Annotated in this window: 27 protein-coding genes; 13 read left to right on the top strand and 14 right to left on the bottom strand. The window is 58.6% G+C overall.

Features of this window, described 5'->3' with window-relative positions:
* The first annotated feature begins 51 nt into the window (after window positions 1-51).
* The 4 genes from RRF55_RS17015 (at window position 52) to RRF55_RS17000 (ending at window position 5,278) form a co-directional block, all read left to right on the top strand.
* Entirely contained in the window at window positions 52-870 is an 819-nt protein-coding gene (locus RRF55_RS17015) for a sugar phosphate isomerase/epimerase family protein (protein WP_002891476.1), read from the top strand.
* Window positions 871-880: 10 nt separating this feature from the next.
* Complete coding sequence (locus RRF55_RS17010) at window positions 881-2,245, top strand: MFS transporter (RefSeq protein ID WP_102000025.1); 1,365 nt, start codon at window positions 881-883, stop codon at window positions 2,243-2,245.
* Window positions 2,246-2,575: 330 nt separating this feature from the next.
* Entirely contained in the window at window positions 2,576-3,754 is a 1,179-nt protein-coding gene (locus RRF55_RS17005) for a Gfo/Idh/MocA family protein (RefSeq protein WP_004191717.1), read from the top strand.
* Between the two features lie 159 nt (window positions 3,755-3,913).
* A complete protein-coding gene (locus RRF55_RS17000) occupies window positions 3,914-5,278 on the top strand; it encodes an MFS transporter (protein ID WP_004144660.1) in 1,365 nt (454 codons plus the stop codon).
* Window positions 5,279-5,321: 43 nt separating this feature from the next.
* Here RRF55_RS17000 and yajQ read toward each other — a convergent pair whose 3' ends face one another.
* On the bottom strand, window positions 5,322-5,813 hold the full coding sequence (gene yajQ, locus RRF55_RS16995; protein WP_012068356.1) for a nucleotide binding protein YajQ: 492 nt from the start codon (window positions 5,811-5,813) through the stop codon (window positions 5,322-5,324).
* A gap of 191 nt (window positions 5,814-6,004) precedes the next feature.
* On the opposite strand from yajQ, the gene panE reads away from it, so the two are divergent.
* From panE to RRF55_RS16980, 3 genes are read left to right on the top strand one after another with little or no spacing between them, the layout of a single operon-like run.
* Window positions 6,005-6,916 (top strand): 2-dehydropantoate 2-reductase, encoded by a 912-nt coding sequence (gene panE / locus RRF55_RS16990; RefSeq protein WP_004178742.1) that lies wholly within the window; start codon window positions 6,005-6,007, stop codon window positions 6,914-6,916.
* Window positions 6,879-7,472: a protein deglycase YajL gene (gene yajL, locus RRF55_RS16985; RefSeq protein WP_002891460.1), complete on the top strand. Its 594-nt coding sequence runs from the start codon at window positions 6,879-6,881 to the stop codon at window positions 7,470-7,472. Before panE ends, yajL begins: the two co-directional genes overlap by 38 nt.
* A gap of 50 nt (window positions 7,473-7,522) precedes the next feature.
* Entirely contained in the window at window positions 7,523-7,999 is a 477-nt protein-coding gene (locus tag RRF55_RS16980) for an SRPBCC family protein (protein ID WP_048331635.1), read from the top strand.
* Window positions 8,000-8,065: 66 nt separating this feature from the next.
* Here the strand turns inward: RRF55_RS16980 and thiI are convergent, their stop codons facing one another.
* Window positions 8,066-9,514 (bottom strand): tRNA uracil 4-sulfurtransferase ThiI, encoded by a 1,449-nt coding sequence (thiI, locus tag RRF55_RS16975; RefSeq protein ID WP_004151340.1) that lies wholly within the window; start codon window positions 9,512-9,514, stop codon window positions 8,066-8,068.
* A gap of 181 nt (window positions 9,515-9,695) precedes the next feature.
* On the opposite strand from thiI, the gene xseB reads away from it, so the two are divergent.
* From xseB to RRF55_RS16955, 4 genes are read left to right on the top strand one after another with little or no spacing between them, the layout of a single operon-like run.
* Window positions 9,696-9,938: an exodeoxyribonuclease VII small subunit gene (xseB, locus tag RRF55_RS16970; protein WP_002891398.1), complete on the top strand. Its 243-nt coding sequence runs from the start codon at window positions 9,696-9,698 to the stop codon at window positions 9,936-9,938.
* A complete protein-coding gene (ispA, locus tag RRF55_RS16965) occupies window positions 9,939-10,838 on the top strand; it encodes a (2E,6E)-farnesyl diphosphate synthase (protein WP_004144656.1) in 900 nt (299 codons plus the stop codon).
* An 18-nt stretch (window positions 10,839-10,856) separates the two neighbouring features.
* The gene (dxs, locus tag RRF55_RS16960) at window positions 10,857-12,719 is read left to right on the top strand and encodes a 1-deoxy-D-xylulose-5-phosphate synthase (RefSeq protein WP_004144655.1); all 1,863 of its coding nucleotides are present in this window, start codon (window positions 10,857-10,859) and stop codon (window positions 12,717-12,719) included.
* A 60-nt stretch (window positions 12,720-12,779) separates the two neighbouring features.
* On the top strand, window positions 12,780-13,754 hold the full coding sequence (locus tag RRF55_RS16955) for an aldo/keto reductase (protein ID WP_004147313.1): 975 nt from the start codon (window positions 12,780-12,782) through the stop codon (window positions 13,752-13,754).
* A 45-nt stretch (window positions 13,755-13,799) separates the two neighbouring features.
* Here RRF55_RS16955 and pgpA read toward each other — a convergent pair whose 3' ends face one another.
* From pgpA to nrdR, 6 genes are all read right to left on the bottom strand, one after another.
* The gene (pgpA, locus tag RRF55_RS16950; RefSeq protein ID WP_004177266.1) at window positions 13,800-14,303 is read right to left on the bottom strand and encodes a phosphatidylglycerophosphatase A; all 504 of its coding nucleotides are present in this window, start codon (window positions 14,301-14,303) and stop codon (window positions 13,800-13,802) included.
* Window positions 14,296-15,267, bottom strand: a complete 972-nt coding sequence (gene thiL, locus RRF55_RS16945) for a thiamine-phosphate kinase (RefSeq protein ID WP_004144652.1) — start codon at window positions 15,265-15,267, stop codon at window positions 14,296-14,298. Before thiL ends, pgpA begins: the two co-directional genes overlap by 8 nt.
* Before the next feature lie 71 nt (window positions 15,268-15,338).
* The gene (nusB, locus tag RRF55_RS16940) at window positions 15,339-15,758 is read right to left on the bottom strand and encodes a transcription antitermination factor NusB (RefSeq protein WP_002891356.1); all 420 of its coding nucleotides are present in this window, start codon (window positions 15,756-15,758) and stop codon (window positions 15,339-15,341) included.
* 19 nt (window positions 15,759-15,777) lie between these two features.
* A complete protein-coding gene (gene ribH, locus RRF55_RS16935) occupies window positions 15,778-16,248 on the bottom strand; it encodes a 6,7-dimethyl-8-ribityllumazine synthase (RefSeq protein WP_001021161.1) in 471 nt (156 codons plus the stop codon).
* 87 nt (window positions 16,249-16,335) lie between these two features.
* Window positions 16,336-17,439 carry a bifunctional diaminohydroxyphosphoribosylaminopyrimidine deaminase/5-amino-6-(5-phosphoribosylamino)uracil reductase RibD gene (ribD, locus tag RRF55_RS16930; protein ID WP_004144650.1) on the bottom strand — a complete coding sequence of 368 codons (1,104 nt, stop codon included), beginning with the start codon at window positions 17,437-17,439 and terminating at the stop codon, window positions 16,336-16,338.
* Between the two features lie 3 nt (window positions 17,440-17,442).
* On the bottom strand, window positions 17,443-17,892 hold the full coding sequence (nrdR, locus tag RRF55_RS16925) for a transcriptional regulator NrdR (protein WP_002890417.1): 450 nt from the start codon (window positions 17,890-17,892) through the stop codon (window positions 17,443-17,445).
* A gap of 147 nt (window positions 17,893-18,039) precedes the next feature.
* On the opposite strand from nrdR, the gene RRF55_RS16920 reads away from it, so the two are divergent.
* A complete protein-coding gene (locus RRF55_RS16920) occupies window positions 18,040-18,579 on the top strand; it encodes a DUF3251 domain-containing protein (RefSeq protein ID WP_002890414.1) in 540 nt (179 codons plus the stop codon).
* A gap of 298 nt (window positions 18,580-18,877) precedes the next feature.
* Window positions 18,878-19,762 carry a nucleoside-specific channel-forming protein Tsx gene (locus tag RRF55_RS16915; RefSeq protein WP_002890412.1) on the top strand — a complete coding sequence of 295 codons (885 nt, stop codon included), beginning with the start codon at window positions 18,878-18,880 and terminating at the stop codon, window positions 19,760-19,762.
* 54 nt (window positions 19,763-19,816) lie between these two features.
* Here RRF55_RS16915 and RRF55_RS16910 read toward each other — a convergent pair whose 3' ends face one another.
* From RRF55_RS16910 to tgt, 6 genes are all read right to left on the bottom strand, one after another.
* A complete protein-coding gene (locus RRF55_RS16910) occupies window positions 19,817-20,512 on the bottom strand; it encodes a helix-turn-helix transcriptional regulator (protein WP_004144646.1) in 696 nt (231 codons plus the stop codon).
* 23 nt (window positions 20,513-20,535) lie between these two features.
* Window positions 20,536-20,901, bottom strand: coding sequence for a VOC family protein (locus tag RRF55_RS16905; protein WP_002890404.1), 366 nt, complete (start codon window positions 20,899-20,901; stop codon window positions 20,536-20,538).
* 136 nt (window positions 20,902-21,037) lie between these two features.
* Window positions 21,038-22,009: a protein translocase subunit SecF gene (gene secF, locus RRF55_RS16900; RefSeq protein ID WP_002890403.1), complete on the bottom strand. Its 972-nt coding sequence runs from the start codon at window positions 22,007-22,009 to the stop codon at window positions 21,038-21,040.
* Between the two features lie 10 nt (window positions 22,010-22,019).
* Window positions 22,020-23,867 (bottom strand): protein translocase subunit SecD, encoded by a 1,848-nt coding sequence (gene secD, locus RRF55_RS16895; protein ID WP_002890400.1) that lies wholly within the window; start codon window positions 23,865-23,867, stop codon window positions 22,020-22,022.
* A 26-nt stretch (window positions 23,868-23,893) separates the two neighbouring features.
* Window positions 23,894-24,226 (bottom strand): preprotein translocase subunit YajC, encoded by a 333-nt coding sequence (gene yajC, locus RRF55_RS16890; RefSeq protein WP_002890398.1) that lies wholly within the window; start codon window positions 24,224-24,226, stop codon window positions 23,894-23,896.
* 22 nt (window positions 24,227-24,248) lie between these two features.
* A complete protein-coding gene (tgt, locus tag RRF55_RS16885; RefSeq protein WP_002890395.1) occupies window positions 24,249-25,376 on the bottom strand; it encodes a tRNA guanosine(34) transglycosylase Tgt in 1,128 nt (375 codons plus the stop codon).
* Between the last annotated feature and the right edge of the window lie 22 nt (window positions 25,377-25,398).

The following is a 25,398-nucleotide window of genomic DNA, read 5'->3' as shown; positions in this document are numbered from 1 at the left end:
CGAATGGATGCACCCTAACTCTCTTCACCTGCAACTGTACCGGAGCCATTTATGAACAAGCGTACCCTATCGCTCGCCGCGCTGACCCTGCTCGATGTCCCTCCCCCCGAACAGGTGCGGATTGCGGCCAGAACCGGTTTTACCCACGTTGGACTGCGACTGCTCCCCGCCACACCGACCGACCCGGACTACGACATGCTGGGCGATACCCCGGCCGTCCGGGCGACGCTCGCCGCGTTGATGGAAACTGGCATCCGCGTGTCGGACGTGGAGATCGTCCGCCTGACCCCCGGGTTTACCCTCGACGATCGGCTGCAGCGTTTTATGGAGACCGCCGCGCGTCTTGGCGCCGGACAGGTGTTAGTCGCCGGCAATGATGACAACCTGCAGCGCAGCGCTGACAACCTCGCCATCCTCGCCGCGGCCGGTCGTCCATTTGGGCTGACCATGAATCTTGAGCCGATGCCCTGGACCCAGTTGCGCAACATCGCCGCAGCGCAAGCACTAATCGCCGCCAGCGGGCGGGAAGACATCGGCATTCTGGTGGACGCTCTCCATTTCTGGCGCGCGGGAGAATCGCTCGCCGCCCTCTCCAGCCTGCCCGCGCATCATCTCAACTATATGCAACTCTGCGATGGCGCGGCGCAGAGGCCGGAGAGCGAGCAGGAACTTATCCGCCAGGCCCGCTCGGCGCGCAACGTGCCGGGGGAAGGCGGTCTGGATCTGCATGGTCTGATGTCGGCCCTGCCGGCGACGCTGCCGGTCTCTCTCGAAGTGCCGCTTGACGGCGAGCAAGGCGCCCTGCCGCCTCTTCAGCGGGCGCAGTTACTGTTCGATGCCGCGCAGCCCTACCTGCGCGCCTGCGCATAAGGAATACGCTATGACACAGACTCAACGCCTGGATGTCAGAGAGTTAATAAATCGTAACCCGCTGAGCCGATTTCAGAAGCTGATTATATTTCTCGGCTTTTGCGTCATCGCTCTCGATGGTTTTGATATCGCGATCATGGGCTTTATCGCCCCGACGCTAAAGCTGGAATGGGGGGTAAGCAACCACCAGCTGGGTCTGGTGATCAGCGCCGCGCTGATCGGCCTCGCGCTGGGGGCGATTTTCTCCGGCCCGCTCGCCGACTGGCTGGGACGTAAGAAAATCATCATCAATAGCGTTTTCTTCTTCGGTTTCTGGACCATCGCCACCGCCTTCTCGCACAACGTAGAACAGATGATGTTCTTTCGCTTTATGACTGGCCTCGGGCTGGGCGCCGCGATGCCGAATATCGGGACGCTGGTGTCGGAATACGCCCCGGAACGCCAGCGTTCATTTATTATCACCATCATCTTTTGCGGCTTCACCTTCGGCGCGGCGGCGGGAGGATTTTCGGCATCGTGGCTGATCCCCCAGTTTGGCTGGCACTCGCTGATGGCGCTCGGCGGTATTCTGCCGCTGCTGTTTGCCCCCCTGCTCATCTGGCTGCTGCCGGAATCGGTTCGTTTTCTGGTGATCAAACAAGCGCCCGCGGCGCGCATACGCGCCATTCTTAACCGTCTCTATCCCGGACAAATCAGCGACAATGTGACGTTTATCCTGCCGGCGCAGCCAGCGGCCGGCAACGCGATGCGCATTGTCCTCTCCCGCCAGTACGGTTTCGGCTCGCTGATGCTATGGCTGGTCTACTTTATGGGGCTGTTCCTGGTCTATATCCTCGGCAGCTGGCTGCCAACGCTGGTTAAAGCGGTAGGAATGACCGTTAGCCAGGCGGCCATCATGACGGCGATCTACCAGGCGGGCGGCACCCTCGGCTCGTTGTTTGCCGGCTGGCTGATGGACAGGATCAACCCCCATCGCGCGCTGGGGATAATCTACGCCGTTGGCGGCCTGTTCACCATGGCGATGGGCTACGCCGCGGGCAGCTTTGCCTTGCTCTGTATGCTGGCGTTTATCAGCGGCGCCTGCCTGAACGGCGCGAATACCGGCATGAACGCCCTCTCCGCCCGCTACTACCCTACACAGGCGCGGGCGACGGGCTCCAGCTGGATGCACGGCGTCGGGCGCATCGGCGCCATTCTCAGCGCCTTTGCCGGCGCCGAGATGATGGCGCTCAACCTGCCCTTTGAAAGCGTCTTTTTGATCCTCGGCATCCCGGCAGCCCTCACCGTCGCAGGCCTGGCGGCGAAGGGCATCTTTGCGGCCGGTCATCCTCCCGTCGCTTCAACTTCCCCCGCGTCTGTGCGCGGAGCGTCATAGCGGCATCTGGTCCCCGGTGCAATCGGCGGATTGCACCGCCTTCAGCAGCTAATAAAGAAAATTTATTTCATATTTTGTTGAAACGAAAAACGCCCGCAACAATCTGGACGACTCCGGCAGGCGATATCCCGCCCTCACCTTTTCAACCAAGCGCAAAAGAAACTTTCGCTAATTCGATCCCCCTCGCATATATGGAAAATAAATTCCACAACACAATTGAAACAGAACAAACATTTCCTTAAGTTGAAGTCAGTCTATCCGGATGCGCGTTGCCGCAGGCGTCGGCATTGAGCGCCTCAGAGTGCAAATGATTTCAAAAAGGAGAGCACCATGTTAAACGGCCTGAAACCCTTATCCCGTTCCCTGCGCTGGGGCATGGTCGGCGGCGGGGGAACCAGTCAGATCGGCTACAGCCACCGCTGTGCGGCGCTGCGTGACAATGTTTATACCCTGCTGGCCGGCGCGCTTGACGTCGATGCCGAGCGCGGGCGCGCGTTCGGTGAGCAACTGGGCATCGCGCCGGAGCGCTGCTACGCCGACTACCAGACCCTGTTTCGCGAAGAGGCGCAGCGCCCTGACGGGATCGAGGTCGTCTCGGTCACCACCCCGAACAATACCCATTTCGCCATCACCAAAGCGGCGCTGGAGGCGGGACTCCACGTTATCTGCGAAAAGCCCCTCTGCTTTACCGCCGAAGAGGCGCGCGAGCTGGTGGATCTGAGCAAAAAACAGAACAAAATCGTCGGCGTTACCTACGGCTATGCCGGCTATCAGATGATCCAGCAGGCGCGGCAGATGATTGCCGATGGACTGCTCGGCGAGATCCGCATCGTTAACATGCAATTCGCCCACGGCTTCCATAACCAGGCCGTCGAGCTGCAGGCAGAATCCACCCGCTGGCGAGTAACGCCGAAGTTTGCCGGGCCCAGCTATGTGCTTGGGGATCTGGCCACCCATCCGCTGTTTGTCGCCGAGACCATGGCGCCGCAGCTCAATATCAAACGGCTGATGTGCTCCCGTCAGAGCTTTGTTCCCTCCCGCGCGCCGCTGGAAGATAACGCCTTTGTCCTGATGGAATATGACAATGGCGCGGTTGGCTCGATGTGGACCAGCGCGGTCAACAGCGGCGCCATGCACTCGCAAAAAGTGCGCATCGTCGGCGAAAAAGCAAGCATCGAATGGTGGGATGAGCATCCTAACCAGCTCAGCTATGAGGTGCAGGGCGAGCCGGCGCGCATTCTGGAACGTGGGATGCCCTACCTGTCGCCGAACGCGCTAGCGGATGACCGCATTGGCGGCGGCCATCCGGAAGGGCTGTTCGAAGCCTGGGCCAACCTCTATCGCCGCTATGCGCAGGCGATTGACGCCACGGATCGCGACGATCGCGCCTTCCTGCAAGACTTCTGGTATCCGGACGTCGAAGCCGGGCTGCACGGCGTCTATTGGGTAGAGCAGTGCGTCAAATCGGCTGACGCTGGCAGCCAGTGGGTTGACTTTACTTTACCTTAATTTTCCCCCTCGCCAGTGGAGTCCCCCTCCACTGGTTTATTGATTTTTACCAACTTGTCGCATCGCGCAACAGCCCCGTAATATCTGTTAAACAAACATTTATTTACGCTTCTTACCCCCCGCCGCTACACTAGGCGCAGTTTTTATATTGAGGTGGTAATGAACGATAACAAAATGACGCCAGGGGAACTGCGCGCGACCTGGGGTTTGGGGACAGTATTCTCCCTGCGCATGCTTGGCATGTTTATGGTCCTGCCGGTTCTGACCACGTATGGAATGGCGTTGCAGGGTGCCAGTGAAGCGCTGATTGGCCTGGCGATCGGTATCTACGGCCTGGCGCAGGCGGTGTTCCAGATCCCCTTCGGACTGTTATCTGACCGTATTGGCCGTAAGCCATTGATCGTCGGCGGCCTGCTTATCTTCGTGCTCGGCAGCGTCATCGCCGCGCTCACCGACTCCATCTGGGGCATCATTCTTGGCCGCGCCCTGCAGGGCTCCGGCGCCATCGCCGCCGCGGTTATGGCCCTGCTGTCCGATCTCACCCGCGAACAGAACCGCACCAAAGCGATGGCCTTTATCGGCGTCAGCTTCGGCGTCACCTTCGCCATCGCCATGGTGCTGGGGCCGATTGTCACCCACCAGCTGGGTCTGCACGCGCTGTTCTGGATGATCGCCATCCTGGCGACCGTCGGCATCCTGCTCACCCTGTGGGTGGTGCCCAACAGCCATAACCATGTCCTTAACCGCGAATCCGGGATGGTGAAGGGCTGCTTTAGCAAGGTGCTGGCGGAGCCGCGCCTGCTGAAGCTTAACTTTGGCATCATGTGCCTGCACATTATGCTGATGTCCACTTTTGTCGCCCTGCCCGGACAACTGGAGGCCGCCGGCTTCCCGGCCGCCGAGCACTGGAAGATTTACCTGGTCACCATGGTTATCTCATTCATCTCGGTGGTGCCGTTTATCATCTACGCCGAAGTGAAGCGCAAGATGAAGCGCGTCTTCCTGCTCTGCGTCGCCATCCTGCTGATTGCGGAAATTGTCCTCTGGGGCGCCGGAGGCTACTTCTGGGAGCTGGTGGCGGGCGTTCAGCTCTTCTTCCTGGCGTTTAACCTGCTGGAAGCGCTGCTGCCGTCGCTAATTAGCAAGGAGTCTCCGGCGGGCTACAAAGGCACCGCGATGGGCGTCTACTCCACCAGCCAGTTTCTCGGCGTGGCGATTGGCGGCGCGCTTGGCGGCTGGGTCGATGGTTTCTTTGATTCGCAAACCGTGTTTCTGCTGGGCGCCCTGCTGGCGATGCTGTGGCTGCTGGTGGCCAGCACCATGAGCGAGCCGCCGTACGTCAGCAGCCTGCGGGTGGAGGTGCCGGACGGCGTGGTGGTCGACAGCGCGCTGCAGGCGCGTCTGCTGAGCGCCAGCGGGGTTCATCAGGCGCTGGTGGTACCCGAGGAGCGTTCGGTGTATATCAAAATCGACAGCAAGGTCACCAACCGCTTCGAGATAGAGCAGCTCATCAAAGGGGTATAAAAAAAGCGGGGAATTCCCCGCTTTTTGCTGTCTGCCCGCCGCCTTAGTCGCGGAAGTTTTTGAACTGGAACGGCTGTCCCAGATCGCCACCGCGCACCAGCGCCATCACCGACTGCAGATCGTCGCGGGACTTACCGGTCACGCGGATCTCTTCGCCCTGAATCTGGGCCTGCACTTTCAGCTTGCTGTCTTTGATCATTTTAACGATCTTCTTCTGCACCGCGCTTTCAATGCCCTGCTTCAGCTTCGCTTCAACAAACCAGGTTTTACCGCTGTGCACGATATCTTCCGGTACGTCGAGGGAGGTGCCTTCAATGCCGCGCTTGAGCAGCTTGGCGCGCAGGATATCCAGCAGCTGGTTCACCTGGAAGTCAGACTCGCTCAGCACTTTAATGGTCTTGTTGGCGTCGTTTAATTCAAAAGTGGCTTCAACGCCACGAAAATCAAAACGCGACTCGACTTCGCGGCTCGCGTTGTCCACCGCGTTACGGGCTTCCTGAAGATCAACTTCAGAGACAATATCGAAAGATGGCATCTTTTCCTCTCCTTCCGTTTCTTTTGCGTTGCATAATACCTGCAACGCGGCATAACTCAACTTGTTATCCCGGAAGCTTAGCTGATTACGCAACGCTCGCGCTATTTTCCCCGTGATGTCCGACGATGCGAAAAGCGACGAGATAGACTTTAGCCATCAGCGCCTGGGATAGCGGCAGATGAGGAGGAACAATGAAAGTAACCGTACTGGGATGCGGTGCGCTGGGACAACTATGGCTGACCGCGTTGTACAAACAGGGACATGAAGTCCAGGGCTGGCTGCGCGTACCGCAGCCATTCTGTAGCGTCAACGTCATTGAAACCGATGGCTCAGTGTTCAACGAATCGCTGACGGCCAACGACCCCGATTTTCTCGCCAGCAGCGAGCTGCTTATCGTCACCTTAAAGGCCTGGCAGGTGTCGAATGCGGTAAAGCACCTGGCCGGGATCCTGTCGGACACCACGCCAATTGTGCTGATTCATAACGGCATGGGCACCGTCGAGGAGCTGCGCGGCGTGAAACAGCCATTGCTGCTGGCCTCCACGACCCAGGCGGCGCGGCGCGATGGGAATGTCATCATCCACGTTGCCCAGGGCACCACGCATATCGGACCGGCAAAAAGCTACGAGGGGGACTACAGCTATCTCGCAGAAGTTCTGCAGAGCGTGCTGCCGGATGTCGCCTGGCATAACAATATCCACTCGGCCATCTGGCGCAAGCTGGCGGTTAACTGCGTGATTAACCCTCTGACCGCGCTCAAAGGGTGTAAAAACGGCGATCTGCGCGACTATACGCAGGAAGTTGCGGCCATTTGTCGCGAGGTGGCGGCGGTGATGGAGCGCGAAGGTATTCATACCTCGGCGGAAAACCTGCTATTTTATGTCGAACAGGTAATTGAAAGTACGGCAGAAAATATCTCTTCCATGCTGCAGGACGTTCGCGCCCAGCGGCATACAGAGATCGACTACATCACCGGTTTTCTGCTCAACCGCGCCCGCGCCCACGGCGTCGCCGTACCGGAAAACGCCCGCTTATTTGAATTGATCAAGCGTAAGGAGAATGAATATGAGCGCGTCGGCACTGATTTGCCTCGCCCCTGGTAGCGAAGAGACCGAAGCGGTCACCACTATCGACCTGCTGGTCCGCGGCGGAGTAAAGGTGACCACCGCCAGCGTCGCCAGCGACGGCAGCCTGACCATCGTCTGTTCGCGCGGCGTCAAACTGCTGGCGGATGCGCCGCTGGTCGAGGTGGCCGATGGTGATTTCGATATCATCGTCCTCCCGGGCGGTATCAAGGGCGCAGAGTGCTTCCGCGACAGCACGCTACTGGTGGAAACCGTCCGCCAGTTTCATCTCTCTGGGCGCATTGTGGCCGCCATCTGCGCCGCCCCGGCGACCGTGCTGGTACCCCATAATCTGTTCCCGATCGGCAACATGACCGGTTTTCCGGCGCTGAAGGAACATATCCCCGCCGAGCAGTGGCAGGATAAAAGAGTGGTCTGGGATCCGCGGGTGAATCTGTTAACCAGCCAGGGTCCGGGGACTTCGATTGATTTCGCCCTGAAAATGATCGATCTGCTGGTGGGGCGCGAGAAAGCGTATGAGGTCGCCTCACAGCTGGTGATGGCCGCTGGCATCTATAATTACTACGAAGCCTGATAGCCGGTCCGCGCCGCGGGCTGGCTCCCCTTTTCCTGAGGAGTCGCAGCATGTCCCGGAGCGCAACCGATTCTCGCGATCTTGTAATCAGCCGCCTGCTCAGCGCGCCCGCCCCAGCCCTGTGGCGCGCGTGGGCCGACGCGGCATTACTCCGAACCTGGTGGTGCCCGAAGCCCTGGCAAACCGAGGTTCTGGCCTTTGATTTTCGCGCCGGCGGGGCCTTTCACACCGTGATGCACGGGCCTGACGGTGAACGCAGCGATAACCCCGGCTGTTTTCTTGAGGTTATCCCGCAACAAAAAATCGTCATGACCTCGATGCTGACGGCGGATTATCGCCCCGCCGTTTCCCCCTTCGCGATGACGGCCATCATCACCTTTGCCCATGAACAGGGCGGGTGTCGCTATACGGCTACGGTGCTGCATGCCGATGATGAAACCCGCGAGCAGCATGAGCAGATGGGATTTTTCGAGGGCTGGAATATTGTCATCGATCAGCTCAATGACCTGGCGCTGACCCTGCGCTAATATACTCCCCTGCCAATAGTAAAAAGGCCTTCCATCAGGGAAGGCCTTTTGCATCATAACAATCTGTTACGGGCGATAAACTTTCACGTTGCTGAAGCCCTGCTCGCGCAAATAAAGCGCCTGCAGACGGCTCATCACCCCGCGCTCGCACCACAGCAGCCAGGTTTTGCTCTGATCGAGATCGCCAAATTTGGTGCTTAGCTTGTAGAACGGCAGGGAAACAACCTCAACCCCCTCGACCTTCAGCGGCTTGTCTTCCTGCTCGTCGATGGAGCGAATGTCGAGGATCGCGTCGTTGGCGCCAAAGCCGGTCACGGTTTCCACTTCCACCACCGTCTCTTCCGTCTGCTGGGCGATCTCGCGGATATCGATATTGCTCGCCTCTTCCACCACTTTATCAAGGATGCTGAAATCGAAGTGTTCTTCTTCCGCTTCAATCTTCGCCTTCACCGCCTTCACGGTCGGGCTCTTGGAGATCACGCCGCAATATTCCGGCATGGTGCGGGCGAAATCTTCCGTGCCGATCTCACGCGCCAGGTCGATGATGTGCTCTTTATCGTGCGAAATCAGCGGGCGCAGGATCAGAGTATCGGAGACGTTATCGATCAGGCGCAGGTTAGTGAGGGTCTGACTGGAGACCTGGCCGAGCGCTTCGCCGGTGACCAGCGCCTGCACGCCATAGCGTTCCGCGACTTTTGACGCGGCGCGGACCATCATGCGCTTGAGCACGACGCCCATCTGGCCGTCGTCCACTTTTTCAAGGATTTCGCCGACTACTGGCTCAAAGTTAATCGCCACAAAGCGAACGCGGTGTGAGCTGCCGAAGCGGTTCCACAGATAATGCGCAACCTGGCGGACGCCAATCTCATGGGCGGCGCCGCCAAGGTTAAAGAAGCAGTAATGAACGCGGCAGCCGCGGCGCATCAGCATGTAGCTGGAGACGCCGGAGTCAAAGCCGCCGGAGATCAGCGACAGCACATCTTCCTGGGTGCCGATCGGGAAACCGCCGATGCCTTCATAGCGGCCTTTCACCAGCAGCAGGCGATCGTTTTCAATCTCGAGATTGACAGTGACGTCCGGGTCGGTCAGCTTCACGCGCGCCGTTTCAATATGCTGATTCAGACCGCCGCCGACGTAACGTTCCACTTCAATTGAGGTGAATTCATGTTTGCCGCGACGCTTCACTCGCACGCAGAAGGTTTTGCCTTCCAGCGCCTCGCGCCACAGCGGCAGCGTCTGCTCGAAAATATCGTGCAGCGAGGTGAACGGCACGTCTTCGACTTCCAGAATATGGTGGATGCCGGGGATACGGGTCAGCGCATCGCGAATAGCCGGGCGTTGATTTTCATCTTTCGCGCGAACTTCGATATGATCCCAATGACGGACGACGGCCAGCGTCTCATCATAGTTTTTGAGAACGTTACGAATGTTCCCGGTTAAGATTTTAATGAAGCGCAACCGCACAGATTGGCTTTTGATGGTGATTTCCGGGAACAATTTAATGATAAACTTCATAGCGACAATAGTTCGTTGGCAAGCCCGACGGGGCTATAAGCAAAAGTTGTAAAGCAGCGCACACCGGTGCCTGCATCCTGGGCGCGGAGTATATCACCATTGCGCGTTATTTGCTTACACGCGTGACTTCGTTACCATACCCGGTATTGCCGTCGCGACATAACAAGAGTCTACATTCACTATGCCAAAGAAAAATGAGGCCCCGGCCAGCTTTGAAACTGCTCTGGGCGAACTGGAGCAGATCGTTAACCGTCTGGAAAGCGGCGATTTGCCGTTAGAGGAAGCGCTAAGCGAATTTGAGCGCGGCGTACAGCTGGCGCGCCAGGGGCAAAGTCAGCTGCAGAAGGCCGAACAGCGCGTGCAGATCCTGCTGGCGGATAGTGAAGATTCCCCGACCACGCCTTTTACGCCGGACGCTGAATAAATGGATTTCCCGCAACAATTGCAGGCCTGTGTGGAACAGGCAAACGAAGCGCTGCGCCGTTTCATCGCCCCGCAGCCCTTTCAGAACACTCCGCTGGTGGAAGCGATGCATTATGGCGCATTGTTAGGCGGTAAACGCCTGCGTCCCTTCCTTGTCTACGCCACCGGCGAGATGTTCGGCGTGTGCCGTACCACGCTGGATGCTCCTGCCGCGGCGGTCGAATGCATTCATGCCTACTCCCTGATGCATGATGATTTGCCGGCGATGGATGATGACGATCTGCGCCGCGGCCTGCCGACCTGCCATATTAAATTTGGCGAAGCCAACGCAATTCTTGCGGGAGATGCCCTGCAAACGCTGGCGTTCTCTATACTGAGTGATGCGCCGATGGTCGACGTTCCTGACCGGGACCGGCTGGCGATGGTTTCCGAACTGGCGCAGGCCAGCGGCGTGGCGGGCATGTGCGGCGGCCAGGCGCTGGATCTGCAGGCCGAGGGACAGCAGGTTGATTTACAGGCGCTGGAGCGTATCCATCGCCATAAAACGGGCGCCCTGATCCGCGCCGCCGTCCGGATGGGAGCCCTGAGCGCCGGCGAACGCGGCCGCGCTGCCCTGCCCGCGCTGGATCGCTATGCGGAAAATATCGGTCTTGCCTTCCAGGTCCAGGATGACATTCTCGACGTGGTAGGGGATACTGCGACCCTTGGCAAACGTCAGGGTGCCGACCAGCAATTGGGTAAAAGCACCTATCCCGCCCTCCTGGGTCTTGAGCAAGCCCGGAAGAAAGCGCACGACCTGATCGCTGATGCCCGCCGGTCGTTAGATGAGCTGGCCGCACAATCTCTGGATACTTCGGCACTGGAAGCGCTCGCGAATTACATTATTCAGCGCGATAAATAAACAAAAAATGAGTCTCTGATGAGTTTTGATATTGCCAAATACCCGACCCTGGCGCTGGTAGATTCCACCCAGGAGTTGCGCCTGTTGCCAAAAGAGAGCCTGCCGAAGCTATGTGATGAGCTGCGGCGCTATCTACTGGACAGCGTCAGCCGTTCCAGCGGTCACTTTGCCTCTGGCCTCGGCACTGTGGAACTGACCGTGGCGCTGCACTACGTGTATAACACGCCGTTCGATCGCCTGATCTGGGACGTCGGCCATCAGGCCTACCCGCATAAAATTCTGACCGGTCGCCGGGACAAAATCGGCACCATTCGTCAGAAAGGCGGCCTGCATCCCTTCCCGTGGCGCGGTGAAAGCGAGTATGACGTGCTGAGCGTCGGTCACTCCTCCACTTCCATTTCCGCGGGTATCGGGGTGGCTATCGCCGCCGCGAAAGAGGATAAGCAGCGGCGCGCGGTGTGCGTCATTGGCGACGGGGCGATCACCGCCGGCATGGCGTTTGAGGCGATGAACCACGCCGGGGATATCAAACCCGACCTGCTGGTGGTGCTGAATGACAATGAAATGTCGATTTCCGAGAACGTCGGCGCGCTGAACAATCATCTGGCGCAGCTGCTCTCCGGTAAGCTCTACTCCACCCTGCGCGAAGGGGGCAAAAAGGTCTTCTCCGGGGTGCCGCCGATTAAAGAGCTGCTTAAGCGTACCGAAGAGCATATCAAAGGGATGGTGGTGCCGGGCACGCTGTTTGAAGAGCTGGGCTTTAACTACATTGGCCCGGTGGATGGCCATGACGTGCTCGGTCTGGTCAGCACGCTGAAGAACATGCGCGACCTGAAAGGCCCGCAGTTCCTGCATATTATGACCAAAAAAGGCCGCGGCTATGAGCCCGCCGAGAAAGACCCGATCACCTTCCATGCGGTGCCAAAATTCGACCATACCAGCGGCGTACTGCCCAAAAGCAGCGGCGGCCTCCCTTCCTACTCGAAAATCTTCGGCGACTGGCTGTGTGAAACGGCGGCCAAAGACAACAAGCTGATGGCGATCACGCCGGCGATGCGCGAAGGTTCAGGGATGGTGGAGTTTTCGAAGAAATTCCCCGATCGGTACTTTGACGTCGCCATTGCCGAGCAGCATGCGGTCACCTTCGCCGCCGGGCTGGCGATTGGCGACTACAAGCCGGTGGTGGCGATCTACTCCACCTTCCTGCAGCGAGCCTACGATCAGGTGATCCACGATGTGGCTATCCAGAAGCTGCCGGTGCTATTTGCTATCGACCGCGCCGGGATCGTCGGCGCAGACGGCCAGACGCATCAGGGAGCGTTCGATCTCTCCTTCCTGCGTTGTATTCCGGATATGGTGGTAATGACCCCGAGCGATGAAAATGAATGCCGCCAGATGCTGTACACCGGCTACCACTACAGCGACGGCCCCTGCGCGGTGCGCTATCCGCGCGGTAGCGGCACCGGTGCGACGCTCGAGCCGCTGGCATCGCTGCCGATCGGCAAAGGGGTGGTGAAACGTCAGGGCGAGAAAATAGCGATTCTCAACTTTGGCACCCTGCTGCCGGAAGCCGCGGCGGTAGCGGACAAACTCAACGCCACCCTCGTGGATATGCGCTTTGTGAAGCCGCTGGATACCGCGCTGATCCTCCAGCTGGCCGGCGAGCACGACGCGCTGGTGACGCTGGAAGAGAACGCCATCATGGGCGGCGCCGGCAGCGGCGTGAACGAAGTGCTGATGGCCCACCGCCGGGCGGTACCGGTGCTCAATATTGGCCTGCCGGATTATTTTATTCCTCAGGGCACTCAGGAAGAGATCCGCGCCGACCTCGGCCTTGATGCCGCCGGTATTGAAGCCAAAATCCGCGACTGGCTGGCATAATTGCCCCTTCCGCTCCTGCTATGCTTAAGGGATACCCTTGATGAATAGCAGGAGCGCACTATGCACTATATCCCCCTCGGTGATACTGCCTTACGTGTTTCCCGACTCTGCCTCGGCTGCATGACCTTCGGCGAGCCGGACCGCGGCAGGCACGCCTGGACGCTTCCGGAAGAGAGCAGCCGCCCGCTTATCCAGCACGCCATTGAAGGCGGCATCAACTTCTTCGATACCGCAAATAGCTACTCCGACGGCAGCAGCGAAGAGATCGTTGGCCGCGCCCTGCGCGACTTTGCCCGCCGCGACGAGGTGGTTGTCGCCACCAAGGTGTATCACCAGGTCGGCGATCTGGCGGAAGGACTTTCCCGGGCGCAGATCCTGCGCTCCATCGACGACAGCCTGCGCCGTCTCGGGATGGACTATGTCGACCTGCTGCAGATCCACCGCTGGGACTATACCACCCCGATTGAAGAGACGCTCGAAGCGCTGGACGAGGTGGTGAAAGCCGGCAAAGCGCGCTATATCGGCGCCTCGTCCATGCATGCCCGACAGTTTGCCCAGGCGCTGGCGCTCCAGCAGCAGAACGGCTGGGCGCGCTTCGTCACCATGCAGGATCACTACAACCTGATTTACCGGGAAGAAGAGAATGAGATGCTGCCCCTGTGCCAACGTAACGGCGTAGCGGTGATCCCATGGAGTCCGCTGGCGCGCGGCAGGCTAACCCGCCCCTGGGGTGAGACCACCGCCCGGCTGGTCTCAGATGAGTTCGGCAAATCGCTGTACAGCGCCAGTGAAGAAAACGATGCGCAGATCGCCGGGAATCTCGCGGACGTGGCGGAAGAACTCGACGCCAGCCGCGCCCAGGTCGCCCTCGCCTGGCTGTTAAGCAAACCCGGCGTCGCCGCGCCGATTATCGGCCCGTCGCGTCAGGAACAGCTTGATGATCTGCTGCAGGCGGTGGATTTGACGCTCTCCCCGGAACAGATCGACAAGCTGGAGGCGCCGTATCAGCCGCATCCGGTGGTGGGATTTAAGTGAAGGGCGTGGTTTCCCCGGCAGCGTAGCGTTGCCGGGGAGAGGCGGTTAAAGCAGACCGATGGGCCAGTGATGGCCAATGACGTACAGCACGCCAGCGGAGATCACGCCGGCGACGATGTCGTCGACCATAATCCCCATTCCGCCGTGGATATTGCGATCAAACCAGCGAATTGGCCACGGCTTCCACATATCGAAGATACGGAAAATCACGAAGCCGGCGGCCACCCACTGCCAGTCCAGGGTCGGCAGCGCCATCAGGGTGATCCACATCCCGACGAACTCGTCCCAGACGATGCTGCCGTGGTCATGGGTGCCCATATCTTTGGCCGTGCGATGGCACAGATAGACGCCGATACAGATGCTCATCATCACCACCAGCGAGTAAAGCTGCCAGGGGAGAAAGGTCATCAGATACCAGAACGGGATCGCCGCCAGCGAGCCCATCGTCCCCGGCACCACCGGGCTTAAGCCGCTACCAAAGCCGGTCGCCAGCAGATGCCACGGATTACGCATACTCAGGCGGCTAAGCGCCTCGTCTCGACTACGCAAAGTGATCGTATCCCTTTAAATCAAGCGCGACCGGCTTACCGTCGCGGATAAACTGCAGCCCTTCGCTCTCCGGCGCAATCTGTCCGATACAGGTAAAACGCGCGCCAAGATGGCCAAGAGCCACGTCCAGCGCCCCGCGGTTCAGCTCCGGTACGGTAAAGCACAGCTCGTAATCTTCCCCGCCGGCGAGCGCCCAGCGCAGCGCCTGCTCGGGCTCCACCTGGCGCAGTATCGCGTCGGAATACGGCATGGCATCGAGATCGATACGTGCGCCGCAGCCGCTGGCTTTGAGAATATGGCCCAGATCGGAGATCAGGCCGTCGGAGAGATCGATAGCCGATGTCGCCAGGTCACGCAGCGCCTGGCCCTGCAGCACGCGCGGCATCGGCCGCAGATGACGGGCCAGCAGGTAGTCGGCGTCAGACGGTTCATCCACCGTTAGACGATTCTGCAGCACCGCCAGGCCGGCGGCGCTATCTCCCGGAGTGCCGGTAACATAGATCCAGTCCCCCGGCTTCGCGCCAGCGCGTTTCATGGCGCGTCCCGGCGGCACAAAGCCGTGGATACCCAGCGTCATGGAGAGCGGGCCACGGGTAGTGTCGCCGCCAATCAGTTGCATATCGTAATAGTCCAGCTGGACAAACAGGCTGTCGCTGAAGGCTTCCAGCCAGACTTCATCCACCTCCGGCAAGGTCAGCGCCAGCGTGAGCCACGCCGGCTCCGCGCCCATTGCCGCGAGGTCGCTCAGGTTCACCGCCAGCGCTTTATAGGCGAGGTCGGCCGGGTCGATATCGGGTAAGAAGTGATTGCCCGCCACCAGGGTGTCGGTGCTGATTGCCAGCGTTTTTTTCTCGGGAATATGCAGGAGCGCGCAGTCATCGCCGATGCCGGTTTCAACATCAAGGCGGGCGCTTTTAACGCGATCAAAATAACGGGCAATCAGGGAGAATTCGCCGCATGCCATACGTTATGCCTCAGCAAAATAATAAATAAGGCCGGGCTGCGAGGCGACCCTCGCAAAACCCGGCCTGCAGTTTACTTCTTGTGGGGACGAATTACCGGAGCCGCTTTGTCCAGCACGCCGTTAACGAACTTGTGGCTATCTTCAGCGCCGAAGGTTTTCGCCAGTTCGATAGCTTCATTGATGGCCACTTTATACGGTACGTCATCACGTTTGGACAGCTCAAACAGCGCGATACGCAGCACCGCTTTTTCAACCTGGCCCAGCTCTTCCAGCTGGCGGGACAGGTAGGGCTTCATCAGGCCGTCGAGGTACGCGCTGTTAGTCGCCACTCCGGACAGCAGTTCGCGGAAATACAGAACATCAACATCTTTTACGTCCTGTTCCGCCAGGAACTGGTATTCGACATCAGCGATGTCGTTGTGGGACAACTGCCAGGAGTAGAGCGCCTGAACGGCACACTCACGGGCGCGGCGACGAGCAGCAGGTTTCACGGAATTCCCCTTACAAAAATCAGGCCTTGATGGCTTTCAATACGTTAATCATTTCCAGCGCGGTCAGCGCAGCTTCTGCACCTTTGTTACCAGCTTTGGTGCCAGCGCGCTCAATGGCTTGTTCAATACTTTCAGTGGTCAGAACACCAAAGGCTACCGGGATTTCGCTGTCCTGAGCGACATGCGCCAGGCCATTGCTGGCACCGCCTGCCACATATTCAAAGTGGGCGGTACCGCCGCGAATCACCGTCCCCAGCGCGATCACCGCGTCATATTTACCGGTTTTCGCCAGTGCGCCAGCCGCCAGCGGCAGCTCATACGCGCCTGGAACCCAAACGACGGTGATGTTTTCATCTTTTACCTGACCAATGCGTTTCAGGGCGTCAATCGCGCCTTCCAGCAGGCTGTCATTGATAAAGTTGTTGAAACGCGCAATGGTGATGGCGACGCGAGCGTCCGGGGTAGCAACGTTAGCTTCAATAATGTTCATACTCTTCCTTCGGGTTCATGTGCCCCGCAAGGGGGGCGGATTTTATCATATTATTCTGAGCGCTGCTTCCTAATAATCAGGAAAGCCTCACGCAGTGGTTAAATGCAGGCAGACATCCGGGCCAACCTGACGTATCTCATTGAATTTAAAATGGGGGGCCTGGCTCAGCTCTTCAAGCCCCGGCAGCGCGCATAATCCACGCGCCGCATTGCCTAACAGTTTAGGCGCAATATAGACGATAAGCTCGTCGACCAGACCCGCCTGCAGCAGCGCCCCGGCAAGCGTAGCCCCTGCCTCAACCCAGACGCTGTTGATCTGCTGTTTGCCAAGCAGCATCATCAGCAGCACCAGATCGAGATGGCCGTTATGCTCCGGAACCAGCAGCGTGCGGGCGCTTTCCGGCCACTGCCGTTCATCGGCGCGCAGGCGGGCAAACAGCGTTTCCCCCGCCTGCTGCACAATACGATGCTCAGGCGTGACGCGGTTCTGGCTGTCGATAACGACGCGCAGCGGCTGGCGCAAATTCTCTTCGGGATAAAGCGCCTGGGTATCGGCGCTCAGCTCCTGCCAGCGCACGGTCAGCGCCGGATCGTCCGCCAGCACGGTGGCGCTGCTGGTCAGGATGGCATGGCTCTGGGCGCGCAGACGCTGCACGTCGCGTCGCGCCTGCGGGGAGGTGATCCACTGGCTTTCGCCGCTGGCCATCGCCGTGCGGCCGTCCAGCGAGGCGCCCAGCTTCAGCTGCACCCAGGGAAAACCGGTGCGCATCCGCTTCAGAAAGCCCTTATTCAGCGCTTCCGCTTCGTTCATCATCAGCCCATGGCTGACCTCAATGCCGGCCTGCTGCAGGCGATACAAACCGCGCCCCGCCACCTGCGGGTTCGGATCCTGCATCGCGGCGACCACGCGGCTGACGCCGGCGGCAATCAGCGCATCGCAGCATGGCGGCGTACGGCCATGGTGGCTGCAGGGCTCAAGAGTGACGTAGGCGGTGGCGCCGCGCGCCTTTTCGCCAGCCATGCGCAGGGCGTGCACTTCAGCATGCGGCTCGCCGGCGCGATAGTGAAACCCCTCGCCGACGATCTCGCCGTCTTTCACAATGACGCAGCCGACGTTAGGGTTAGGATGGGTAGTAAAGCGACCGCGCGCGGCAAGCTTCAGCGCACGCGCCATGTACATTTCGTCCTGCATGGCTTAGTCCTGTAAGCGGGCGATCTCTTCGCCGAATTCTTTAATATCTTCGAAGCTGCGATAGACCGACGCGAAGCGAATATAGGCGACTTTATCCAGCTTTTTCAGCTGCTCCATCACCAGGTTGCCGATCATTTTGCTGGCCACTTCGCGCTCGCCGGTGCCGCGCAGATGAGTCTTGATATGGTTGACCGCCATTTCCACGTCGTCGGCGCTAACCGGACGTTTCTCCAGCGCTTTCAGCATCCCGCTGCGCAGCTTGTCTTCGTTGAAGGGTTCGCGCACATCGTTACTCTTCACCACCCGCGGCATCACCAGCTCCGCCACTTCGAAGGTGGTAAAGCGTTCGTTACAGACCAGGCACTGCCGACGGCGACGCACGGAAGAGCCTTCCCCCACCAGACGAGAGTCGATCACTTTGGTATCCACGGCGAAACAGAAAGGGCAATGCATAGCGCGTCCTGACAGGTAGTTAAACTGAAGAGTAGTTTACCGCGAAGTGACCGGACTACAAAGAAAGAGCTTTTGAGACAAAGGATCTATGGGAGATGAGGCCGGTTTGGCTACCATTAAGCATCCTCTGTAAACGGAATCCTGACCATGACAAGACGTTACCTGAAGCTCGCCATCGCGGGCTGCCTGTTCACCCTGACCGCCTGCGCCCAGCAAAGCGAAATCCGCCAGATGCACCAGAGCGTGAGTACGCTGAGCCAGGAGATGACCCAGCTCAACCAGCAAACGATCAAAATCACCCAGCAAAACGCGCTGAACGCCAAATCCACCCGCGGCGTCTATCTGCTGCCGGAGGCCAAGACCCCGGCGCGGCTGGAGAGCCAGATCGGCACCCTGCGCATGTCGGTGGGCAGTATTACCCCGGATGGCGATGGGTCACGCCTGACCTTACGCATTCAGGGCGAATCCAACGATCCGCTGCCGGCCTTTACCGCCACCGTCGCTTCCGGACAGATCACCGGCACCACCCACAGCTATCAGGAAGTCAATGTTCAGGATCAGCTGATTAGCGCGCCGGCCAGCACCCTCGCCCCCAGCGATGTCGATATCCCGTTGCGCCTCAATGTAACGCCAGATAAAGTCGGTTTTATTCGCGTACACGATATCCAGCCCGCCGCCGCCCAGTAAGCCTTCAGCCGGGCCTGCCCCGCCCGGCTACCTCCTGCCCTGTCTTTCTTATCCACTTACAACTTTTCGCAAGAGTTCATTAGAAATCGTTCTGCAGCGCGATTTTCAGTAGCATTTTGTCAAGAAATGCATAGAATCGTGAACGCAATCGATTACGCATGTTCTGGTTATGTGAAACAACACGTATTTTTGTGAGCAATGATTCCTATAATAGACCCCCACAGAAAGACGAAATATTTAGAAACGCTTCGGCACTTCTTTTAACGCCTTCAGGCTCAATTTAAACAGTGGCATTACTATGAAAAAAACATTACTGGCAGCGGGTGCGGTTGTGGCGCTCTCCACTACTTTTGCCGCGGGCGCGGCAGAAAACGACAAACCGCAGTATCTGTCTGACTGGTGGCACCAGAGTGTTAACGTGGTGGGCAGCTACCACACCCGTTTTGGACCGCAGATCCGTAACGATACCTACCTGGAATACGAAGCGTTCGCCAAAAAAGACTGGTTTGATTTCTACGGCTATATCGATGCCCCGGTATTCTTCGGCGGCAACAGCACGGCAAAAGGTATCTGGAACAAAGGTTCCCCGCTGTTTATGGAGATCGAACCGCGTTTCTCTATCGATAAGCTGACCAATACCGACCTGAGCTTCGGGCCGTTCAAAGAATGGTATTTCGCCAACAACTATATCTACGATATGGGCCGCAACGACTCCCAGGAGCAGAGCACCTGGTATATGGGTCTGGGTACCGATATCGATACCGGCCTGCCAATGAGCCTGTCGCTGAACGTCTACGCCAAGTACCAGTGGCAGAACTACGGCGCCTCCAACGAAAACGAATGGGACGGCTATCGCTTCAAAGTGAAATACTTTGTGCCGCTGACCGACCTGTGGGGCGGTTCGCTGAGCTACATCGGCTTCACCAACTTCGACTGGGGTTCTGACCTCGGCGATGACAACTTCTACGATCTGAACGGGAAGCACGCGCGCACCAGCAACTCTATCGCCTCCAGCCACATCCTGGCGCTGAACTACGCGCACTGGCACTACTCTATCGTCGCCCGTTACTTCCATAACGGCGGCCAGTGGGCTGATGATGCGAAGCTGAACTTCGGCGATGGTCCGTTCAGCGTTCGCTCGACCGGCTGGGGTGGTTACTTCGTGGTCGGCTACAACTTCTGATTGCTGAAACAGCAAGACAGCGCCCGGGCCGCAGCTCCTGCTGCCCGGGCTTTTTTATTTCTCCCGCACCTCGCACCGGACCTTGCGCAGAAAATCGCTTAACGAGCGGTCGGCGCACTCGCTGAATCGACGTTCGGTCCTTCTGACCTCCAGGCAACGATCGAGGCGAAAATTGCGGTAATCATTGCGCAGTTCGCACCAGGCCACCAGCAGCCAGCGTTCGCCCCAGAAAAACAGCCCCAGGGGCAGCACTTCACGCCACGTCACCTGACCGGATTCATCCTGGTAGTGAAGCTGTAATACCTGCTGATTGGATACGGCCTGGTGGATAACGTCAAAATGGGTTTTAGCATAGCGATGCGCGCCAAGGTCAGGGGCAAACAGGCGAGTCTGCTCCGCCTGGCGCCGACGCGCCTCCGGCAGGATCGCCAGCATTTTTTCCTGGGCGGACTCCAGCGACTGCGACAGCGCCTCACCGCCCCAGGTTTTTAACAGCCGAATCGCAGCGATCAGCGCCTCGGACTCTTTGGTGGTCAGCATCAGCGGCGGCAGATCGTAGCCCGCCAGCAGCCGGTAGCCGCTGCCCGCTTCGCCCTCCACCGGTACGCCGGAGAGGGAGAGATCGCGAATATCGCGATAGACGGTACGCTCCGACACGCCCAGCCGCTCCGCCAGCAGCGCGGCGGTAGTGAGCCGCCTGCCGCGCAGGATCTGCACAATCTGAAATAAACGGTCGGCGCGTCGGGTCATGTCTCACTTCACAAAAGTTAAGGTTAAGCCGGCTGGTGCAGGCCGACGCGGTTGCCCTCGCTGTCGGTAAACAGGGCGATGGTGCCAATATCATTCGGCAGCGTCAGCGGGCCGAAGACACAGGCCCCACCCGCCGAGGCAACGCGCTCCAGCGTGGCGGCAAGATGATCAGTATGCAGATAAATAATAGCGCCCTGCGCCGAGGGCGCGATACCTTCAAATTTGGCCAGCGCGCCGCCGGGGGCCGGATCCTGATGCGGGAACACCGCCAGCTCGGCGCAGTCCATGGTTTCGCGACGCAGCGACACTTGCATCACCGGCTCATAAAACGCGACGGCGCGATCCATATCGGCGACCGGAATTTCAAACCAGTTAATCACGTTGTTCATACTTCCTCCTGCTCGTTAGTGAGTTCAGAGGCAGTGTATGGGAGGGCTCCTGACAGCATACTGTCAGCAGGTTTTGTCGCGGGCAAAAAAATCCCGGCCGCAAGGGCCGGGATTGCTTTATCTCAACTGAACTCTATTACGGCAGAATGGACGGCTGATCCGCCCCTTCTTTTTCGACCTTCTGCTGGATCAGATGCTCGCGCTTCATGCCCAGCTTCAACGCCAGCGCGGACGCGACGTAGATAGAAGAAGCCGTACCGATGGAAACACCGATCAGCATGGTCAGCGAGAAGCCTTCCAGAATCGGGCCGCCGAACAGGAACAGCATCAGGATCACCATCAAAGTGGTACCAGAGGTGATCAAGGTACGGTGCAGCGTCTGGGTCAACGACACGTTAAAGATCTCGTACGGCGTACCGCGGCGGATCTTACGGAAGTTTTCACGGATACGGTCCGATACCACGATACTGTCGTTCAGCGAGTAGCCGATAACCGACATCAACGAGGCCACGATGGTCAGGTCGATCTCGATATGGAACAGCGACAGCACGCCCATGGTGATCACCACGTCGTGCGCCAGGGCGATAACCACCCCGGCGGCCAGACGCCATTCGAAGCGGAAGCCGACGTAGATCAGGATACAGACCAGCGCCGCAATCAGCGCCAGGGCGCCGGTTTGCGCGAGGTCCGCGCCGACGCTCGGGCCGACAAACTCAATACGCTTCACTGCCGCATTCTGGCTGGTCGATTCGTTAATCACCGTCACGACCTTGCTGCCCAGCTCCTGGCTGCCGTTGGCGTCATGCACCGGCGGCATACGTACCATGATGTCGCGGCTGCTGCCAAAGTTCTGCACCTGGGGCTCTTCAAAGCCCGCTTTCTGCAGGGAATCGCGCATCTGGTCCAGATCGACCGGTTTCTCAAGGGTAATTTCAATCACCGTACCGCCGGTGAAATCGAGCCCCCAGTTAAACCCGCGAACGCCGATGATGGCGATCGACACAATCAGCAGAAAACCTGAAATGCCGAAGGCCCAGTAGTCCCAGCGCATAAAGTCCCAGACTTTACGGCCGTGGTTCAATTGTTCAACAGTATATTCCTGTGCCACAACGCACTCCTCAGATAGACAGCTTTTTAACGCGCTTGCCGCCGTACAGCAGGTTCACGATGGCACGGGTGCCGACGATAGCGGTAAACATTGAGGTCGCGATACCGATACCGGTGGTAATCGCAAACCCTTTAATGGCACCGGTACCGACCGCGTACAGGATGATCACTTTGATAAGCGTCGTCACGTTGGCGTCGAAGATCGAGCTGAACGCGCCGCGATAACCTTCGTCAATCGCCTGCTGAACGGTACGCCCGTTGCTCAGCTCTTCTTTGATACGCTCGTTGATCAGAACGTTAGCATCGACCGCCACCGCCAGGGTTAACACGATACCCGCGATGCCCGGCATGGTCAGCGTCGCCCCCGGGATCAGGGACATAATGCCGACAATCAGTATCAGGTTGGCAATCAGCGCCGAGGTCGCAATCAGGCCGAACTTCTTATAGAAGAGGATCATGAACAGGATAGAGACCACCAGACCGGCCAGACAGGCTTCCAGACCCTGCTTGATGTTCTGCATTCCCAGGGTTGGGCCGATAGTCCGCTCTTCGACGATCTGAATCGGCGCAATCAGCGCGCCGGCACGCAGCAGCAGCGACAGCTGACGCGCTTCGTTCGGATTGCTGATACCGGTGATACGGAAGCTGTTACCCAGACGCGACTGGATGTTGGCGATGTTAATCACCTCTTCCTCTTTCGCCAGGATAGCGCGACCGTTAGCGTCTTTCTTACCGCTGTCTTTATACTCCACGAACAGGGTCGCCATCGGCTTGCCGATGTTGTCCTTAGTGAAGTTAGACATGATGTTACCGCCCGCGCTGTCCAGCGAGATGTTAACCTGCGGCTGGTTGTACTCATCCATGCTGGAGGTCGAGTCGGTGATATGGTCCCCGGTCAGGATCACCCGCTTGTACAGCACTACCGGCTGGCCTTCACGCGTCTGCTTCACTTCCGAGTCGCCCGGCACGCGGCCAGAGGCGGCGGCGGACTGGTCCACGTTAGTATTGACCAGACGGAACTCGAGGGTCGCGGTCGCGCCAAGGATTTCCTTCGCACGCGCGGTATCCTGGATACCCGGCAGCTCAACCACGATGCGGTCAGCGCCCTGACGCTGAACCAGCGGCTCGGCGACGCCCAGCTGGTTCACACGGTTACGCAGGATATTAATGTTCTGCTGAACCGCGTACTCACGGGCTTCTTTCAGGCGCTCATCGGTCATCACCGCTTTCAGGCTGTTGTCACCCTGAGAGGAAATAACCAGATCGCGATGGCGAGGGCTGAGATAAGAGATAGCCTGGTCGCGCGCCGCGCTGTCGCGGAAGACGATGCTCAGACCGTAGTTGTCTTCTTTACGCACGGTCGCGTAAGGAATGCCTTTGTCGCGCAGCTCGCTGCGCAGGCTATCGATGTTCTGTTCCTGCAGTTTGCCTAACGCGGTGTCCATGTCGACTTCCATCAGGAAGTGCACGCCGCCGCGCAGATCAAGACCCAGCTTCATCGGCTCGGCATAGAGCGCCGCCAGCCAGCGTGGGGTTGCCGGAGCAAGGTTCAGCGCCACGACGTATTTGTCACCCAGCACGTTAAGCAGCGCTTCGCGCGCGCGCAGCTGGGTATCAGTGGTGTCGAAGCGCGCAAGAATAGCGCCCTCTTCCAGTGCCACAGACTTCGCGGTTATTTTTTCTTCTTGTAAAGTTTTCTGGACCTGGATCAGCGTTTGCTCACTGGCGGCGACGCCGCGCGCGCCAGTGATTTGAACAGCCGGATCCTCACCATACAGGTTGGGAAGCGCATAGATCAGGCCGACGACAATGACGACGACCAGCATGACGTACTTCCACAAAGGATAACGGTTTAACACGGCAGTTCCCTTTGGGAAAAGTTAGATTACAGCGCCTTCATGGTGCCTTTCGGCAGAACGGCAGCAACGAAGTCACGTTTGATAACCACTTCAGTGGTATCGTTCAGCGCGATAGCAATGTAGCCAGTTTCCGCTACTTTGGTCACGCGACCGACCAGACCGCCGTTGGTCAGCACTTCATCACCTTTGGCGATGGAGTTCATCAGGTTCTTATGTTCCTTGGTGCGCTTCTGCTGTGGACGCAGGATCATGAAGTAAAAAATCAGACCGAACACCACCAGCATCAGAATCAGAGACATCGGGCTGCCCTGCGCCGGTGCACCCGTTGCCGCTACCGCATCAGAAATAAAAAAGCTCATTGAAATTCCCTCATTATTAAAATTAATCAACGTTCAAAGGAGGCACGGTGCGCCCCTGACGTTGGTAAAAATCGGTCACGAAGCTCTCTAATTTACCCTCTTCGATAGCCTTGCGTAAACCAGCCATTAAACGCTGATAGTAGCGCAGGTTATGAATGGTATTGAGACGCGCGCCCAATATTTCGTTGCAACGGTCGAGGTGATGCAAGTAAGCGCGTGAATAATTGCGACATGTATAGCAATCACACTCGGCGTCCAGCGGCGCGGTATCGCTTTTGTGCTTCGCGTTGCGGATTTTCACCACGCCGTCGGTGACGAACAGGTGGCCGTTACGCGCGTTGCGCGTCGGCATGACGCAGTCGAACATATCGATACCGCGACGTACCCCTTCCACCAGATCTTCCGGCTTCCCGACGCCCATCAGGTATCGTGGTTTATCGGCCGGGATCTGCGGGCAGACGTGCTCCAGAATACGGTGCATGTCTTCCTTCGGCTCACCAACCGCCAAACCGCCGACAGCGTAGCCATCAAAGCCAATCTCTACCAGACCTTTCACCGAGATATCGCGTAAATCTTCGTAAACGCTACCCTGAATAATGCCGAACAGCGCATTTTTATTGCCAAGGCTATCGAAACGGTCGCGGCTGCGCTTCGCCCAGCGCAGAGACATCTCCATTGAGCGCTTGGCGTAATCCCAGTCCGCCGGGTACGGCGTACATTCGTCGAAGATCATCACGATGTCAGAGCCGAGATCGTACTGAATCTCCATCGATTTTTCCGGATCGAGGAAAATCGGATCGCCGTTGATCGGATTGCGGAAGTGGACGCCCTGCTCGGTGATCTTACGGATATCGCCAAGGCTGAACACCTGGAAACCGCCGGAGTCGGTCAGGATCGGTCCTTTCCACTGCATAAAATCGTGCAGATCGCCGTGCAGCTTCATGATCTCCTGACCCGGGCGCAGCCACAGGTGGAAGGTGTTGCCGAGAATAATCTGCGCGCCGGTGGCTTCCACCTCTTCCGGCGTCATCCCTTTGACGGTGCCGTAGGTGCCAACGGGCATAAAGGCCGGTGTTTCCACCACGCCGCGCTCAAACACCAGGCGACCGCGGCGGGCGCGACCGTCGGTGGTATCCAGTTCAAATTTCATGCTTGCTCCTGCGTCAGAAAAA

The sequence above is a fragment of the Klebsiella sp. K47 genome, from assembly GCF_051858335.1.
In the GTDB taxonomy this organism is placed as follows: Bacteria; Pseudomonadota; Gammaproteobacteria; order Enterobacterales; family Enterobacteriaceae; genus Klebsiella; species Klebsiella pneumoniae.
This window is presented reverse-complemented; position numbering and strand designations above follow the sequence as displayed.